Origin of the sequence: Streptomyces sp. NPDC001852, assembly GCF_042891825.1 — a bacterium.
Lineage (GTDB): Bacteria > Actinomycetota > Actinomycetes > Streptomycetales > Streptomycetaceae > Streptomyces.
The window spans coordinates 1-15,304 of the sequence record NZ_JBIATN010000070.1; the positions used below are offsets into that span (position 1 = coordinate 1).

Annotated in this window: 17 protein-coding genes; 10 read left to right on the forward strand and 7 right to left on the reverse strand. The window is 68.0% G+C overall.

The genetic code is table 11. The features are described 5' to 3' along the window. Positions 1 to 382, reverse strand: a 382-nt coding sequence (locus ACFYZB_RS46075) for a transposase (RefSeq protein ID WP_388768031.1), incomplete at its 3' end; no start/stop codon positions are given. A gap of 174 nt (positions 383 to 556) precedes the next feature. Here ACFYZB_RS46075 and ACFYZB_RS46080 point away from each other — a divergent pair. Then, complete coding sequence (locus tag ACFYZB_RS46080) at positions 557 to 1,294, forward strand: SAM-dependent methyltransferase (protein ID WP_388768033.1); 738 nt, start codon at positions 557 to 559, stop codon at positions 1,292 to 1,294. 428 nt (positions 1,295 to 1,722) lie between these two features. Here the strand turns inward: ACFYZB_RS46080 and ACFYZB_RS46085 are convergent, their stop codons facing one another. From ACFYZB_RS46085 to ACFYZB_RS46100, 4 genes are all read right to left on the reverse strand, one after another. Further along, the gene (locus ACFYZB_RS46085; protein WP_388768035.1) at positions 1,723 to 2,256 is read right to left on the reverse strand and encodes a GNAT family N-acetyltransferase; all 534 of its coding nucleotides are present in this window, start codon (positions 2,254 to 2,256) and stop codon (positions 1,723 to 1,725) included. Positions 2,257 to 2,589: 333 nt separating this feature from the next. Further along, positions 2,590 to 2,811, reverse strand: coding sequence for an STAS domain-containing protein (locus tag ACFYZB_RS46090; protein WP_388768038.1), 222 nt, complete (start codon positions 2,809 to 2,811; stop codon positions 2,590 to 2,592). A gap of 108 nt (positions 2,812 to 2,919) precedes the next feature. Beyond that, the gene (locus tag ACFYZB_RS46095; RefSeq protein WP_388768040.1) at positions 2,920 to 3,576 is read right to left on the reverse strand and encodes an HAD family hydrolase; all 657 of its coding nucleotides are present in this window, start codon (positions 3,574 to 3,576) and stop codon (positions 2,920 to 2,922) included. Between the two features lie 100 nt (positions 3,577 to 3,676). Next, positions 3,677 to 4,687: a PHP domain-containing protein gene (locus ACFYZB_RS46100; protein WP_388768062.1), complete on the reverse strand. Its 1,011-nt coding sequence runs from the start codon at positions 4,685 to 4,687 to the stop codon at positions 3,677 to 3,679. A gap of 823 nt (positions 4,688 to 5,510) precedes the next feature. Between ACFYZB_RS46100 and ACFYZB_RS46105 the strand changes: the two genes are divergently transcribed. The 5 genes from ACFYZB_RS46105 to ACFYZB_RS46125 all read left to right on the forward strand — a co-directional run bounded on the left by ACFYZB_RS46105 (position 5,511) and on the right by ACFYZB_RS46125 (position 10,008). Then, on the forward strand, positions 5,511 to 6,014 hold the full coding sequence (locus tag ACFYZB_RS46105; protein ID WP_388768042.1) for a hypothetical protein: 504 nt from the start codon (positions 5,511 to 5,513) through the stop codon (positions 6,012 to 6,014). Beyond that, positions 6,011 to 6,385: a winged helix-turn-helix domain-containing protein gene (locus tag ACFYZB_RS46110; protein ID WP_388768044.1), complete on the forward strand. Its 375-nt coding sequence runs from the start codon at positions 6,011 to 6,013 to the stop codon at positions 6,383 to 6,385. The genes ACFYZB_RS46105 and ACFYZB_RS46110 overlap by 4 nt, the downstream gene beginning before the upstream one ends. 185 nt (positions 6,386 to 6,570) lie before the next feature. Continuing rightward, positions 6,571 to 7,041: a hypothetical protein gene (locus ACFYZB_RS46115; protein WP_388768046.1), complete on the forward strand. Its 471-nt coding sequence runs from the start codon at positions 6,571 to 6,573 to the stop codon at positions 7,039 to 7,041. A gap of 756 nt (positions 7,042 to 7,797) precedes the next feature. Beyond that, positions 7,798 to 8,664: a GNAT family N-acetyltransferase gene (locus ACFYZB_RS46120; RefSeq protein WP_388768048.1), complete on the forward strand. Its 867-nt coding sequence runs from the start codon at positions 7,798 to 7,800 to the stop codon at positions 8,662 to 8,664. Positions 8,665 to 9,690: 1,026 nt separating this feature from the next. Next, the gene (locus ACFYZB_RS46125) at positions 9,691 to 10,008 is read left to right on the forward strand and encodes a hypothetical protein (RefSeq protein ID WP_388768050.1); all 318 of its coding nucleotides are present in this window, start codon (positions 9,691 to 9,693) and stop codon (positions 10,006 to 10,008) included. Between the two features lie 138 nt (positions 10,009 to 10,146). On the opposite strand, the gene ACFYZB_RS46130 is transcribed toward ACFYZB_RS46125, so the two are convergent. Continuing rightward, the gene (locus ACFYZB_RS46130; RefSeq protein ID WP_388768052.1) at positions 10,147 to 10,761 is read right to left on the reverse strand and encodes a hypothetical protein; all 615 of its coding nucleotides are present in this window, start codon (positions 10,759 to 10,761) and stop codon (positions 10,147 to 10,149) included. Between the two features lie 367 nt (positions 10,762 to 11,128). Here ACFYZB_RS46130 and ACFYZB_RS46135 point away from each other — a divergent pair, with 367 nt between their 5' ends. Continuing rightward, positions 11,129 to 11,368 carry a hypothetical protein gene (locus ACFYZB_RS46135; RefSeq protein WP_388768054.1) on the forward strand — a complete coding sequence of 80 codons (240 nt, stop codon included), beginning with the start codon at positions 11,129 to 11,131 and terminating at the stop codon, positions 11,366 to 11,368. A 1-nt stretch (position 11,369) separates the two neighbouring features. Here ACFYZB_RS46135 and ACFYZB_RS46140 read toward each other — a convergent pair whose 3' ends face one another. Further along, complete coding sequence (locus tag ACFYZB_RS46140; protein ID WP_388768064.1) at positions 11,370 to 11,642, reverse strand: ATP-binding protein; 273 nt, start codon at positions 11,640 to 11,642, stop codon at positions 11,370 to 11,372. Between the two features lie 415 nt (positions 11,643 to 12,057). On the opposite strand from ACFYZB_RS46140, the gene ACFYZB_RS46145 reads away from it, so the two are divergent. The 3 genes from ACFYZB_RS46145 to ACFYZB_RS46155 all read left to right on the forward strand — a co-directional run bounded on the left by ACFYZB_RS46145 (position 12,058) and on the right by ACFYZB_RS46155 (position 15,265). Continuing rightward, the gene (locus tag ACFYZB_RS46145) at positions 12,058 to 12,528 is read left to right on the forward strand and encodes a protein kilB (protein ID WP_388768056.1); all 471 of its coding nucleotides are present in this window, start codon (positions 12,058 to 12,060) and stop codon (positions 12,526 to 12,528) included. A 708-nt stretch (positions 12,529 to 13,236) separates the two neighbouring features. Continuing rightward, complete coding sequence (locus tag ACFYZB_RS46150; RefSeq protein ID WP_388768058.1) at positions 13,237 to 13,710, forward strand: hypothetical protein; 474 nt, start codon at positions 13,237 to 13,239, stop codon at positions 13,708 to 13,710. Between the two features lie 193 nt (positions 13,711 to 13,903). Beyond that, positions 13,904 to 15,265, forward strand: coding sequence for a tetratricopeptide repeat protein (locus ACFYZB_RS46155; RefSeq protein WP_388768060.1), 1,362 nt, complete (start codon positions 13,904 to 13,906; stop codon positions 15,263 to 15,265). The last annotated feature ends 39 nt before the right edge of the window (positions 15,266 to 15,304 follow it).

Consider the following 15,304-nt stretch of genomic DNA (forward strand, 5'->3'; position numbering starts at 1 on the left):
CGCGCAGCTCAAGGACCTGCAGCGGCGCGATCCAGGCTTCCGGCAGCCGCCCCATCCGCAGCAGGTCCGCCAAGTCCGCAGCGTCGCGGATGTCGCTCTTCACACGCCGGTAGGCGAAGCCTTTCACGCCCAGTAGGTGGGCCAGGTGGACGCGTGCCCCGGCGGCCTGCAGGACATCGGCTGCCCAGTACCAGCCGTAGGTGGCCTCCAGGACCACGTCGGGATCGGGCCCGGCCTGCTCGATCTGCAGACCGAGTGCCACCGGGTCGTTGAGGATGCGTACTGCGCTCAGTTGGACACCGTCGTCGGCCTGACGCACGATCACGGACCGCCTGCGGTGTAGGTCGACACCGACGTACTGGTGTCCGTCGTACTCGCTCACCTGAGGCTCCTTCGCCGCCACGTAGTGGGTGACCGGCGTCTACCCAGGCCACCCGCGGAAGGCGGGACTTCGCCCCTTCATCGCATCAAGACCTGTGGATCGGCGGTCGCCTTGGCTGGGGCCCAGCAACGAAAACGAGGTGCGCTCGCTCTCCAGCGCTGACAAGCTGCGCCGGTGAATCGCGAACAGATCTCCAGGATTGCCCATGCTGAGCACCCGATAAAGGCTCCGCTCGACGACGACTCGGTCCGTCGGCTGCTGGAGCGCGGCGTTCCGCGCGGTGACGAGCGTGTCCTTGACCTTGGTTGCGGTGGCGGGGAATGGCTCTTGCGCGGCCTGTCCACGTGGCCTCAGCTGCAGGCTGAGGGCGTCGACATCTCCCGGGACGACTTGGCCCAGGCCCGCGAGGCAGCCAGCCGCCTCGGGGTCAACGAGCGCCTCGTCCTGCACCACCAGGACGCCGCGGATTTTGTCTCCCCCCGGTCGTTCGACCTGGTGCTCAGTGTCGGGGCCACGCATGCTTTCGGCGGTCTGCTTCCCACACTTGCAGCAGCCGGGAAGCAATTGGCCCCCGGCGGCCGGGTCCTGATTGGTGAGGGGTTCTGGGACCGAGAGCCTTCTGGGGAGGCCATAGAAACGCTCGGTGACTTCACCGACCTGGCGACCACCGTGGACCGGGTCGTCGCCGAAGGGTGGACTCCTGTAGACGGGCATGTCAGCACGCGCCGCGAGCTGGACGATTACGAATGGGCCTGCTGGGGGTCGCTGGCCTCATGGGCCCTCGACCGCCCGGGCGACCCCGACAGTTCGCAGGCGCTCGAGACCGCGACCACCCGACGCTCGGAATGGCTGCGGGTCTACCGGGACACCTGGGGTTTCGTCTGCCTGGTCCTGCGTCGGACCTCTGATTGACCTGGACCGGTCATGGTGCTCACGCCGGCCCGGCCAGAGCGTGCCCTCGCAGCCGACCTCTCATGTCCCCGCGTTTGGACAAGCACGGGACGTACCGCAGCCAGGACACCACTTCAGTGCCAGCTGCGGCAGCAGCGGCTCGAAGCTGAGCAGGTCACCGCCTGGGCGGGCGATCACGTCGACGACTGCGAGTTCGTGCAGAGGCTCCGCGAGCGGGAGGGGTGGCAGCCGTACCACCCGCACACGCTGCTCATCCGCAACGGCGGTCCTCTTCCGCCGGCGCCTGGGCGAACTGCACGCTGTCCGCCAGCGCGCGGCTGGCAGGAGGACGACATCCGTCGCCTCGTGTTCGTGCCGTCGTGACCAATGCGCTCGGGGATGTCGGGACAGTGGTCGGCTGCCTTGCGGTGGTCGAAGGCGGGGCCGGTTCACGCCTGGAACTCGGTGAGATCGATGGCGTGAATGCGCAGTGGGTAGCCGTACACCGGGTGTGCCGTCTCCCGCTCGGGCAGCATGCCGAGCTTGCGGATGACGCTCTCGGAGGCGTTGTCCCCCACCCGGTTGATGCTGATGACGCGGTCGAGGCCGCGGTCCTGGAGAGCGAACTCCAGCGTGGCGTGGGCGGCTTCGGATGCGTATCCCTGGCCCCAGAACTGTGAGCCGAGCCGCCAGCTGATCGCCACGGCGGGCATCACTTCCGGCAGGAAGTCGGGCACGGACAGTCCCGTGAAGCCGATCAGTTCGCCCGAGGCCAGCAGTTCGACGGCGAAGAGGCCGAAGCCCTCCTCGTCCCACTCCTCTTCCCACCGCTCGATGTCCTCGGCCGTGTGTTCCAGGTCGCGCACCGAGCCGTCGTCGATCCAGCGCATGACCCGGGGGTCTGCGTTGATGTCCGCCATCGGTGCGAGGTCGTCGTCGTGCCAGCTACGGAGGAGGAGGCGGGGTGTGCGGATCTCGGTCATGCGCCCATCCTGTCGAAGGCGAGCGACTCATCGGTAATCCTGCGCCCGCTCGCGCTGTTGCTGCGAAACCACAAGCCGTCAAGGCGCCTGCGCTGGACCTTGAGAACGGGCCTTACTGCCCAATGCTCCGGACCGCCCGCCCAAGGCCTAGTAAGGGGCAAGAGGTGACCCTCCTATGCGGACACCGCAGCGGGGCCAGCGGGCGCACCGGCACGACGGGGCGCGTGTCGGCGAGTGACCGGCGGGGCTATGTCGTGGCCGGTCAGGAGGCCGGCACTGGGTCGGAGCCAGCCGTGCCGGAAGGGATCACCGTGAACAGTTCGCTGGCCTGTGTCAGCTGCAGCAGTCGTTCGGGCTGAGCCTGCGGGCGGTGACGGCAAGGCGGCCACCTTCGGCGTGAAGGCGGCGGCGCAGCATGATCAGCAGGTTCAGGCCGCTGGAGTCCATGAAAGGCACTTCCGGCGGGTCCAGGTAGAGCGTCTCGCCGGCCAGCGGGATGACGGAGGTGGCCTCGGCCAGTGCCGGACAGGTCTGCAGGTCCATCTCCCTGCTCACGGTGATCACCGTGCGGTCGGTCCGCGACATTCCATCGTGCGGATGACCTGTCGCATGTGCGCCGTCCCCAGGTCGGCGGCTGACATGGCATTCCTCTTCCCATGATGCTCACGCCAGCGGGCTCCCGTCGAGCCCCTGGAGCAGGTCGGCGGGGTCCGCGTAGACGGCCTCCGCCCCGGCCTCCTCCAGGTCGGCCCGGGGGATCCCGCCGCACAGCACCCCGACACAGCGCACCCCGGCCTTGACGCCCGCGCGCATGTCCCACACGGTGTCCCCGACGAACACCGCCCGCGAGGCCGGAACCCCGGCCAGCTCCAGGGCGTGCTCCACCGGCTCCGGGGCGGGCTTGCCCTCCCGCACGTCCTCCGAGCTCGCCGTGTCCGCGATCGCGTCGTCGGCGTCGATGGCCCGCCGCAGCGCGCCCAGCTCGGCACCGCTCGCCGAGGTGGCGAGGACGACCGTCCAGCCGTCCCGGTGCAGCCGGCGCAACAGCTCCCCGGCCTTCGGCAGAGCCGGCAGCCGGTCGAAGTACTGGCCGTACAGGGCCTTGTGTGCGGAGCTCAGCTCGCCGTCCCGATCGGTGTCGCGGCCGTCTCCGAGCAGCTGGGCGATCAGGTCCGTGGAGGCCAGACCGACGGCCCGGTGCACCGCGTGCATGGGCACGTCGTGTCCGGCCTGCCGGAACGCCTCCCACCACGTGACGACATGGAGGTGGTTGGTGTCGACGAGGGTTCCGTCGACATCGAAGACGGCGGCGCGCTCCATCAGCGGCTCCCTTCCTGACGGTCCGAGGGCCCCTTGCCCGGCCGTCCGGGGCGTCCCGGCCCTCGGCCCTCGCTGCGGGCCGGGTACCACGCCGGGCGGGTCAGGAACCCGCCGCACGTGCCGGGACCCGGCCCTCCCGGGTCCAGTCCAGCAGCTCGTCGGCGGACCAGGTGGTCACCACCCGATCGGCGGGAACCCCGCACTCCTCGGCCCGTGCGCAGCCGAGGATCTGCCAGTCGAGCTGGCCGGGCGCGTGCGCATCGGTGTCGATGGAGAACAGGACGCCCGCCTCCACGGCCCGGCGCAGCAGCCGGCGGGGCGGGTCCAGCCGCTCGGGGCGGCTGTTGATCTCCACGGCCGTACCGGACTCGGCGCAGGCGGCGAAAACCGCGTCCGCGTCGAACTCCGACTCCGGCCGTCCCCGGCCCGTCACCAGCCGCCCGGTGCAGTGCCCGAGCACATCGGCGTGCGGGTTGCGCACGGCGGCCACCATCCGGCGGGTCATCGACCGGGCGTCCATCCGCAGCTTGGAGTGCACCGACACCACGACCACGTCCAGCTGCTCCAGCAGCTCCGGTTCCTGGTCCAGCGAGCCGTCTTCGAGGATGTCGCACTCGATGCCGGTGAGCAGCCGGAACGGCGCCCAGCGCGCGTTCAGCTCCGCCACCACCGCCAGTTGCTCCCGCAACCGCTGCGGCGAGAGGCCGCGGGCCACGGTCAGCCGGGGGGAGTGGTCGGTCAGCGCCGTCCACTCATGGCCCAGCTCGGCCGCGGCCCGCCCCATCTCCTCGATCGGGCTGCCCCCGTCGGACCAGTCCGAGTGCGTGTGGCAGTCCCCCCGGATGATGGCCCGCAGCTCGGCTCCGGCACCGCCCCCGGCCCCGACCGACGCCCCCGCCTCCTCCTCCAGCTTCCGCAGATATCCGGGCACCTCCCCGGCCAACGCCTCCCGCACGACCTGCCCGGTCTTGGGCCCGACCCGTTTGAGCGCCTCCAGGGTCCCGGCAGCGGCCCGCTCGGCCACCTCGCCCTCGGGCAGCGCGGCCAGCGCCCGGGAGGCGGTACGAAAGGCCTTGACCCGGTAGGTGGGCGCAAGAGACCGCTCCAGCAGGAAGCGGCGCTACGGAGGGCGGTTGACGCGATACCGGCGCCGCGCGTATACACGCTGGGGCCTGACGGCTCGTTGATCGAGCGAGGGCCTGTAGCTCAGCTCAGCCACAACTGATCACTGGCGGCCGTGACCTGCAGCCGTCTAACCGATCAACGCCCTGACCTGCTGATGAGCTGTCGGCAGTTGTCGACGTTGGCCACCATTGAGCGCCCTTCCACGGCCCCAGGACGGCCCGGGAGGGCGCTCGTGCGTGAGCACCGCTTTCGGACTTCGATCCGCAGCCAGGAAGCCCCTGGCAAGACCGCCTCGGGCGGCACCACCGACATCCTCACAGTCAGCCGTGGATGTCAGAAGTCTTCCGATCCATTGGCGTGGCCAGTGCGCGGCTTACTCTTGATTGCCATGTACTTTGTGTTGCAAAGTTATGTTGTGAGCGGACGCCCATCTGACGGTCCGCTCACGAGCGCTGCCGAAGCGCATGCCACAAGGGGGACAGATGGGAACATCCGCACCGAGCAGCGCGGGATCGGAACCGAGCTGGGCCGCAGCCGCGTTGCTGGCTGCGACGGAAGGCCTCCGGGCGAGGACCCGCACGCAGACCAACGGAGCATGGACTCTTCTCCTTGGCTTCGGGCTCCTTGCACTGGCGGCCGTTCCGGTTGCCCGGTACGCCTTCAACTTCGGAGCCCACGGGCGCTACATCGGGTCCTATCCGACCATTGCCTACGCTGAGCTGACCGGCCTATGCGTCGTCCACGAACCGGGAACCCCTTGCCTTAAGGGCGAGTTCGACGGAGCCTTCCTGCGCTTCGCGGCATGGGGCGTGTGGTTCGCGCTCCTCCCTCTCGCATGGTTCGCCTTCGCCCGCTGGTACCGCCTGCGCGGCGAGGCCCGGGGCGTTGTCCCCCGGCGCGGCATGTGGGTCCGCGTGATCGCCGCAGCCACCACTGTGATCACGACAGCTCTGGTGGTGTTGCTGTTCGGCAAGGACCAGCCGTGGGAGGCCGTGCTGCTGGAGAACAGCTACGCCTCCCCGTGGTACCTGGTCGGCATCGGACTTATCGCCCTCGGCATTGCCGAACGCAGTGGGATCGCCGCGGCGGCCGGCACCGCTCACGCCTTGCTGCTCACGGGGTACCTGGGAGCCTCCTGGGGCAGTGGATGGCTTCCCTGGCAGCACCCCGCCCACCCCGGCTGGGCCGACGGACCGCAGGTCAAGGCCCTTCTGCTCGCTGCCGTCCTGCTCCTCGCCGGTCTGTGCGAGTGGACAGCGGTCCGCCGGCGGGGCGCGCCCGGTGTAGCGGTTGCGGGTACGGTCGTCTCATGAGCGTCGAAGACTCGACCGCTACGCAGGACGACCAAGAGGAACTGCATCCCACCCAGGCGCTGGACGACACCGTCCACCAGCGCGTGCGGCTCGGCGTCCTCACCGTTGCCCGCGAAGCCGACCGGGTCGAGTTCAGCTTCCTTAAGAAGCAACTGGCCGTCACCGACGGAAATCTCTCCCGGCACCTGAAGGTGCTGGAGGAGTCCGGAATGATCACCGTGGAGAAGGGCTACGCCGGTCGACGCCCCCGAACATGGGTAACCCTCACCCGTGAAGGTGCGCAGGCCCTGGACGCCGAACTGCGGGCCCTACGTGCACTCGTGCTACGCCTAGAGGCTCCCCGTCCCGTGCCCGGCACACCCGACACGTGATCACCGCTGTAGGAGCGAGGTGGGGAGGATGCGCCGTGAGCTGCGACTTCCGGGCCACGGGCGATCGCTTCGAGTTGCCTGTAACTCGCCGCTGTTCCCCGTGGTTCCCCGCTCGATCTGCACGGTCCTGGCACGACACGTAACTCTGTGGCCGCAGTGCGGCGTCCCGCCTGATGATTGGTCCCATGGATGTTGTCGTTCAACGGGTACGCACGTCGTGGACGAAGAAGTCGCGCGGCGGCCCTGGAGCTGCTCGCAGAAACGCCGCACCAACGGCCTTCTCGCTGCCCCCGGGCTTGAGTACTGCCCATCACGAGGTCGCCATGCGGGAGTTCGACTCCTTCGAACCTCGCATACAAGTACGGGACTTGTCGGCACCCGGGACGGTCCTTCGCGAGGTCGATGGGCTGCTGCGCGTGGACCCGCCAGAGGTGAGCATGTTTGCCATGCCACGACGCAATCGGCGCCCGCCTGCCGTTCGTCTGGCTCCCGGCCAATGGCTGCAATGGCAGATCAACTACCGGTTCGTCGGCAGTTGTGACGGGGCCTGGTCCTATCGACTGGAAACGTTCAACATCGTTTATGGCTCTGCGGCACCCGACGTGTTTCTGGGTGTGCCGACACGCCGCGTAGACGAGCGTCGGGCTCTGCGCTGAACTCCGCGGCGCTGAATCCCTCGTTGTCCACGGACGACCTGGGACGAGAGCCCGAGCCGTCTCGTGGTGGCAGGACCTTCTGATCCGTAGCTCTAGCGCGATCGGTCAGCGGGGGTCATACCGGCCGCTGAGCGGGCCCGGAGGGGCGCTACCGTGCGGGGGTGGTTACTAGGGTTGCGGTACCTGGCTGCTGTACCGCACGATCCAAACGGGGTGACCATGGAAAGGCATGTGCTGGTATCGCTGTTGATCGGTGATGACGAGGCGTCCGTGATAGCTCTGGCCGCCCTCCGTAGCGGTGCCCCCTATTCGGTGGAGGAACGGGTACAACCCACTGGTGCGCATGCCGGAGTCTTCAGTCGCCGGCTTCAGCGCATGCGGATGCGCGGGTTCGAACCTCCTGGCCTGGAGCGAGCAGTGCAGCTCATCAGGGAATATGGCCGGCCTGTGCGCACAGCGCTGATCGATCCTGACAATCGGACACGGTTCACCCTGCTCTTTCTCACCGAGGACGGCAGCGCACTCGTGGCCTGCGTTAGCTGGCCACTGCCGCTGGCTGCCAGGAAGCCACCGCTTTATGAGTTCGATCTCGGCGCCGCGCAGCCTGCCGGGACCCCGGACGGGCGCGGCCCTCTGATCCGTAGACGATCCTCTTCATCCGTGGCAGTCCGGCCACGTTGATGTCGGCCGTGGATGTCAGACGCTTTCTAGCGGAAAACCGCGGGCGCCCGCTGACAGCACAAGGGATCATGAGGCATGCGCCCGGATGACTGGCACCTCACCGAAGACCTCGACTGCTTTCTCGCCCGAGCTGGAGACTTCCTACACTCGCGCCCGGTCCTTCACACCCTCCCGCTGACGGTAACCGAGACACTTAGAACACGCGGGTTGGACGCGTACGGCACCGAAGCTCCCGCCTTCGGCTGGCTGGAGCGGGCGGGCGAGGTCCGCGCGGCCTTCTTCCGTACCCCGCCCCGCCGCCTGTACCTCACTCCCCTCACTCCCGAGGAGGCCGACGCCCTCGCCGCTCACCTGGCCGGCCTCGGCCGCGCCCTGCCCGGCGTCAGCGCGGACGACGACACCGCGGCCGCTTTCGTAGAGGCCTGGCAGCGACACTCGGGCGCAACGCCGACGCTCCGCGAGCGGCAGCGCCTGTACCGCCTCGGTACGCTCACGCCACCGGAGCCACTCCCGGAGGGCCGAGGTCGAGTCGCGGGCGAGCGGGATCGCGAGCAACTCATGCTATGGTACCGCGAGTTTGCAGCCGCTATCGGGGAACTTGCCTCCGCGGACGCCGGCTCCTGGGCCGACACGCGCATTGCCAACAGACGGGTCACGTTCTGGGAGACCCCGGACGGCATCCCCGTTTCCATGGCGGGCATGAGTCCGATGGTTGCCGGCCAGATCCGGGTGGCGCCCGTCTACACTCCAGCCCACCTGCGCGGTCGCGGTTACGCGGGCGCTGCAACGGTCGAGGTGAGCCGGGCTGCGCTGGCCACGGGCGCGGCGCATGTCCTGCTGTTCGCAGACCTGGCCAACCCCACCAGCAACGGCCTCTATCAGCGGCTCGGGTACCGCCCGGTCACCGACTTTGCGGTGCACGACTTCGAGTACCCGACGTAAGTCCTTCGTGGGCCCCGTTAGGTCGATGGAGGCTCGATGGGCAAGCCAAGCGCTGTCGAATGCGCTCAGTAACCGAAGAAGTGAAGGGCAGGGTCTCTGACCCGCGGCCGCGTAATCGATCAACGCTGCGACCTGCGACTTAGCTGTCGGTGGTTGTCAGCGTTGTTCGTTGTTGAGCGCCCTTCGGCGGCCCCGAGACGGCCCGAAGCTGTCGACTCTAACGGCGCCTGAGCGTGCTGAAGCTGCGGTGCGAGCGGCGTTCGCTGGGCGTAAGCTCGGCTCGTTTCGTCGGAGGCTGGGGGCGCGTGGGGTCACTGCTCGCTTTCAGTGCGCTTTTGATCGTCCTGTTCACGCTGGGGTTCCTGGTCTTCACCGGGAGAATCAAGCCGGACTCGTGGAAGAGGGGTTCTCCAACGTTCCAGCGGACCTTTCCGAAGCTGTGGGGAGGGCTGGCCATGGCAATGTGTGCATATGGGGCATTCCTGATGCTTTTGGACGCCTTCGACCACCACACGTAGGCCCGTTGAGGGTCCTTTGTTGCGGTCCATCAAGCGGCCGTCAGTTGGGCACGCGGTCGGCGTAGCTAGTTTGGAAGTCATGGTCAGCGGAGTCTCTCCGGGGTGATCTTGAAAGCCGTCCTGGCGCGAGTCACCATGGGTTCAAATCCCACACTCACCGCGCAGGTTGACGGCCCCTGACCAGGTACGACGGTCGGGGGCCGTCGCGTTGCGCTGTGCCCGCTCGGCACCGTAGTTCCCCGTGGTTGCCCGCACGATCGGGCTCGGGGCGGGACACAGGCCCTTGGTTGCCTGGCCGCGCAGTGATGATCGGTAGCCGGTCTACTGATCAAGGGTCTCGCCGACCAGCGGGACTGACGAAGCCCACGGCTCTGAACTGCTCGGATGCCATGGGCTCCTGTCGTCGTTGGCATCCGGTGACTCCGGACGGCCCAGAGACGGCCCGAGTGCCGCACCGCGCCTCCGCTATGCGTTGGCCGCTAGCATGCTGGCAACCGGGGGAGAAACCATGGCACTTGGTCGCAAGGGATCACGGCACATAGTCGTCGACGGCAGGAGCTACCGCTGGCGGCTGCGACGCAGGCCCACGTACGGCCAGGGTCTCTGCTGGTCGCCGTGTACGTACGCCGTGGAGCATGCAGGGCACCCTGGGACGACCCTGGTCGTCACCACGAACCAGCCTCACACTGGCAACTGGCTCGAACGCCCAGGCAACCCGGTCCTGCCCTCCGACGTTGCCGACGCCATCGCGGCTGCCCTACGGCAGGGATGGGTTCCGACTCGTGCAGGCTCACCGTTCCACCTCGACCAGTCCGCCGACTTCTGAACCCGCGACCTCTTCGTCCCGAACGAACCTTGCTGGGCGCTTGACCTCGTGCTGGTGTGTCTCTCACCTGCAGCGACGGTCCGCAGACGTCCGCGGTTGTTCACCGCTGTGCGTCAGCGTTGTCACGCAGTTAGACACTCACTCCCCGTCGGCCAGCGCTGGCACTTCATGCTCGGGGAACAAGCCGCTGGCTCGCAACGCCTCGGCGGCTCGCGGGTCCATCAGGAAGACGAGTCCCTCATTGCCACCTGCGTAGAGGGTGTGAGCACGCAGCGCGCTACGCCCGGCAGCAGCGAGCAGCTGGTTGACGACCGCCAAGGGACGGACGGTCGACAAAGCCCACGGATCCCCGCCCTCCCAGTCCTCGGGCCTCAAAACCATGCAACGGATCCCGTTGATCGAAACTATGTAGTCGTCGACATCCGGGACCGTCTCGACCTCCAGCACCACGCCGTATCGCACCAGGGCCGGTGCCAGCGCTCGAAGGAACCTCTCGACCCCGCCTTCGGCCAGTTCCTCTCCGTCCGCGAAGAACTCGATCTGCTCGAAGAGAAGGTCGAAATGCAGCGGATAGCAGCCGGTCGCGACCTCGGTCATTGCGGACTCACGCAGCTCCACCGACGACAGGTGATCCCACAACCCGTAGCGGTTCAGCGCCTCGGCCATCACGCGATGACGCTCATCACCTCGCCACGGATCATCGCCTGCGTCCCTGGGTCGAAACCGTCTGGCCGCTTCGCCGTCAAACGTCATGGGCCGACGGTACCGCGATGATCTGACATTGCCGCTGGTGCCAAGTAGGCAGGCCCACCGGTGCCAGACATGAAGTCACACTTTGATCTGGACCCCAGGTCAGGCGCCCGAGCTCAGGCAATCAGATCTTCTGGAAGTGGTGCAGACAGTCTCTCACCTCGGCTCCCCTGAGGCGGCATCCCTGCGGCGTGCGTCGACGTGCTCGTCAGTTGTCTCGTCTGTCATCGCCGGTCTGCGTCGGACGGCCCAGCGACGGCCCCGTGTCAACGCTCTCGCAGAACTGAACACCCACCAGTCCCGCAGAATTGACCCCCCTGGGGTCGTGCGGTTGGGTCAAGCAGCTCGGTCTGCCCGGCATCATGGGCGCATGGAAGACGATCTCCCGACCGTGTCGGTGCGCCTGTGGCGTGCGGACGCCATCGTGTTGTTCGACTGGCTGATGACCACGGATCTCGACTCGGTGCCGGTCACCCATCCTGCCCAGAAGCAGGCCCTGGCCGATCTGCTGTCACGGCTGGAGTGGGCCGCGGACGCCGATGTGACCGGGGCGACCGTCGAGGACATCGCGGCGGCTCAGAGGGAAGTCGCCCGGGACATGGGCTGGTAGTTCAACCGTGGTGAGCGCGGTTCTCCTTGGCCAGCAACTCGCGTCGCTGGCGGGTCCGGTAGGAGTCTCCGGTTAGAGTGAGAACCTCGGCATGGTGGACTAGGCGGTCGATCATCGCGGCGGCCACGACGTCGTCGGAGAAGGTCTCTCCCCAGCGCCCGAAGGGCAGGTTCGAGGTGACCATCACGGAGCCCTGTTCGTAGCGCGATGCGATGAGCTGGAAGAACAGGTTCGCGGCGTCCTGGCCAAACGGGATGTAGCCGACCTCGTCGATGCCGGGTCACAACCCCGGAAGCGGCATCAACAACAAGAAAGACCCGGTGGAGACGAAGCTGCACACTGCCGTCTGCTCAGGGAAGGTCTCCCTTGCCGCCGCGCAGAACGCCATCGTCACCGATTGGACTACAGCCCTCAGCAGGTTCGGCATCAACTGAGGTACTGCTTCCTCTTGCTCACGAACGGCAGCCCGGCTGCTGGTGTGGCATTGTGTGGCTTGCTGGGCCCGCCGCTTTCCCCCGTAGCGGCGGGCCCAGTTCTCGTTCGTCGGGTCGCCGACCGATTGAGCGGTGCGTGCCGCGTGCGGTGTGCAGCTCGGTCGACAGCGTCCCGGCCACCGCGCGCCGACCGCGTTCCTCGCTGTCCGCCGACCTCACCACCGAAACCGACTATCCGAGAGGACCCGCCAGCGGATGTCCATATGGCCTTCGATGGTTGCCGTACTCGGTACCCTCGCCGGTGCCCTGACCGCCGGACTCCTCCAGCACCGCTCGGCACGCACCGGACGCGCCGAGGAGCGTGCCGACAGCCACCGCCAGGACCAGCTCGGCGCTGTCACGGACTTCGCGGCCGCCTTGGACGCGCACCGCTCGGCGATGTTCCATCGGGAGCGCCTGGCCCTGACCGAGGCAGGCACCGAGCATCAGCTGGAGGCCCAGACGAGGTCCCACGACACCCGGGCGGCAATCACAGCGCCCCACATCCGCCTTCAGGTCCTTGTCCCCGAGCTGGCCGGCCTCGCCCAGCAGGCCGCAGATGCCACGTACGCGCTGCGCAGGGCTACCGACCGGACTGATTTGGATGCCCGGCGGCATGCGGCCAAGGAAGCATCCATCGCTTTCGTCGCCGCGGCCGCCACCTTGCTGAACCCCAATCATCGCTGACTGCGAAACCCTCTTTGAACCCTTGATCGGTGCTTTTCCCCGGCGCCTGCCAGGCCGTCCAGATCGTCCGCCGTCGAGTCCACCGCAAGTCCGGGAAGATCACCATCAAGCCCCGGCCGCTACCACCTGCTGCTCACCACCGGCGGCCGGCCGGTGCAGCAGGGCTGGTGGAACCGGGAGGAGACCGCGCGCGACAAATTCCGGCGCTGGGTCGACGAGTACGGCAGCCTGCCCGATGCGTGCCTCACTCTTACCGACGAGGAGACCGTCGGCCTCGTGGCTGCGTGGCCGGATCAGCGGTAGATCCGGCAGTTACTCGTCGGCCGGGTCCTCCTCGGCGTGCCGGACCGCGCGCTTCACGGCCTGCTCCACCTCGTAGCGGCTGGCCTTGGTGGCTTCGGCATGCGCGGTGATGGCCGCCTGTACGGCCTGGGACGCCTCGCGCCACCGGCGCCACTGGGCGTCGTACTCGTCGCCGGCCAGACCTGCGAGCTTTGCGCGTTCCTCCTCGGCGGATCGTTCCCAGCTTGATCAACTCATCGGGTGCCTCTGCCACGGGGATGGATCCTAAGTGCCGGATGTGACGGGCTGACGATCACAATTACCACCCGATCGGGTAGAGCCGTCCCCGGCTGCCGGGCGGGTCGCGGGCGGGAGCCAGTACGAAGATCACGAACTGCCCGTGATCTTCGAGAGGACCGTCATCTCGTGCGTCTCGCCCGTACCGCTGCCGCAGCTGTCACTGCCTTCGCCGCACTTCTCATCCCGACGACCGCGCACGCCGCCCCGGCTGCCGCGCCCGGTGTGGCCGCCGCTGCGGCACCGGGGGCTGCCCACAGCCAGACATCCGACCGGGTCCGGCTGGCCCAGCGCATTGCGCTCACGAACTCGGACAACGGCCGTTCCGTGACCGCGAGCTTGGGTGACGACATCGAAGTCCGGCTCACCGGCCTCCACGAAAACGGTCTCACCTGGACCTGGAGCACCCCGACGTCCAGCAACTCCACTGTTCTCAGGCGTACCTCTGGCCGTACGGCACCGAACGGCGACGCATCAGCGACATTCCACGCGGAACATGACGGCACCGCCACCATCACTGCGCAACGACACTGCCGCCCCGACGCAGGTCGTATCTGTCCTTTGGTGATCACGCCGTGGAAGGTCATGGTCGAAGTGAAGTGACCTCATGGACGGGGTCAGCCCTCGCCGGTCACCTGACCCATCGGATACGACCCTAGGGCGTGTTCGATGGGTCGTACTACGACTGTCAGTGACCTCGCAGCCAGGCGTTCGTTACGACTCCCCCTCCGTCACCGGAGTTTGACCACCGCGGGGCGCAGGCCGTTGTCGGAGGTGGAGGCTAGGGTGCGCTGCCGTGGACGCTGCTGATCTTGACTACCAGGCCCGGACGTTGTCCGGCTGCATTCCGCCGCTGCTGGTCGCGCGGCTCCTTGAGCTCGGCCATGCCGGGGAGGTGGAGTTCCAGGCCGGGCGTGGAGAGTGGTTCTGCGCGCGGGAGTGGGCACGCCTGCTCGGCGAGCAGGGCCGACAGACAGAGGCGCTGGAGACGCTCGCTCCTTATGTGGCGACGGGCTGGTGGCCGGCCACCCGGGCCAAAGCGGATCTGCTGGAGGGCTGGAGACGGGTCGAGGAGGCGATCGAGGCTGCCCGGCCGTACGCGCAGGCGGGAGACCGGCTGGCACTGGAATACTTCGCACGTCTTCTGGCCCGCCACGACCGTGGCGGCGAGGCGTTCACCCTGCTGAGAGCCGGGATCGACGACTGGTTCCTCGCAAACTGTCTCGTCGACATCGCCGAAGGCGCAGGCCTGGATGAGGAGGCGGCAGCGTTGCTGGAGGGCCGGGTCGAGGCCGTCCCCGCTTGTGGCGATCCCGACTGCGACAACCGGCGGACCGAGCCGTTCAACGCCGTCGGACTGCTGGCCGCGATCCGGGAGCGCCAAGGCCGCGTCGAGGACGCGATCGCCCTGCTGCACACCCGCACAACCACCTCCGTCAACGGCCGTGACCAGTTGGCCGACCTGCTGGCGAGGCATGACCGGATCGAGGAACTGCGCGCGTACGCGGCGACCGAGTACCACGGGCACGCCGCACGGCGCCTTGCAGAGGTACTGGAGGAACGCGGCGACGTCGAAGGCGCGATCGACGTGTACCGGCAGCCGGGCGACTCTGCAGCCCGCCGGTATCACGGGGCCGTGTACCTGTCCGAACTCCTGGCCCGGCACGGGCGGGGTGACGAGGCGATCCAGGTGATGCGCACACTCGCGGAATCACCCGGCGGCGGCGAGGACTGGATAATCGGCACACTGTGCACTCTGTACGCCGACCACGGCCGCCCCCACGACGGCCTGGCCTACCTCGATGCCCTCAAGACGCGCCACGACGGTGAGGAGGAGTGGGACTTCTTCAGGATGAGGCTTCCGCTCATGGCCGAGTGCGGCCTGCTCGACGAAGCAATCGAGCAGGCGCATGCGCATCCCGAGGGCGACACCTGGTACGCGGCCTGGAGCGTTTCCGACCTGCTGGCAGAGGCCGGCCGCACGGAGGAATCCGTCGCCGTCCTCGAACGACACCTGCCCTCCAACAGTTCCCTCCTCGCCCGGCGCCTCATCGACCTCGGCCGCATCAAGGACGCCATGCGAGTTCTTCAAGAGCCGAGGCCTAAACCGGCTGAACCCGTCTGGACTGGCACCTTCTCCACCGAACCTCCGTTCTGACGCTGCTGACTCCCGGCCGCACCCGCCGGTGAGGAACCA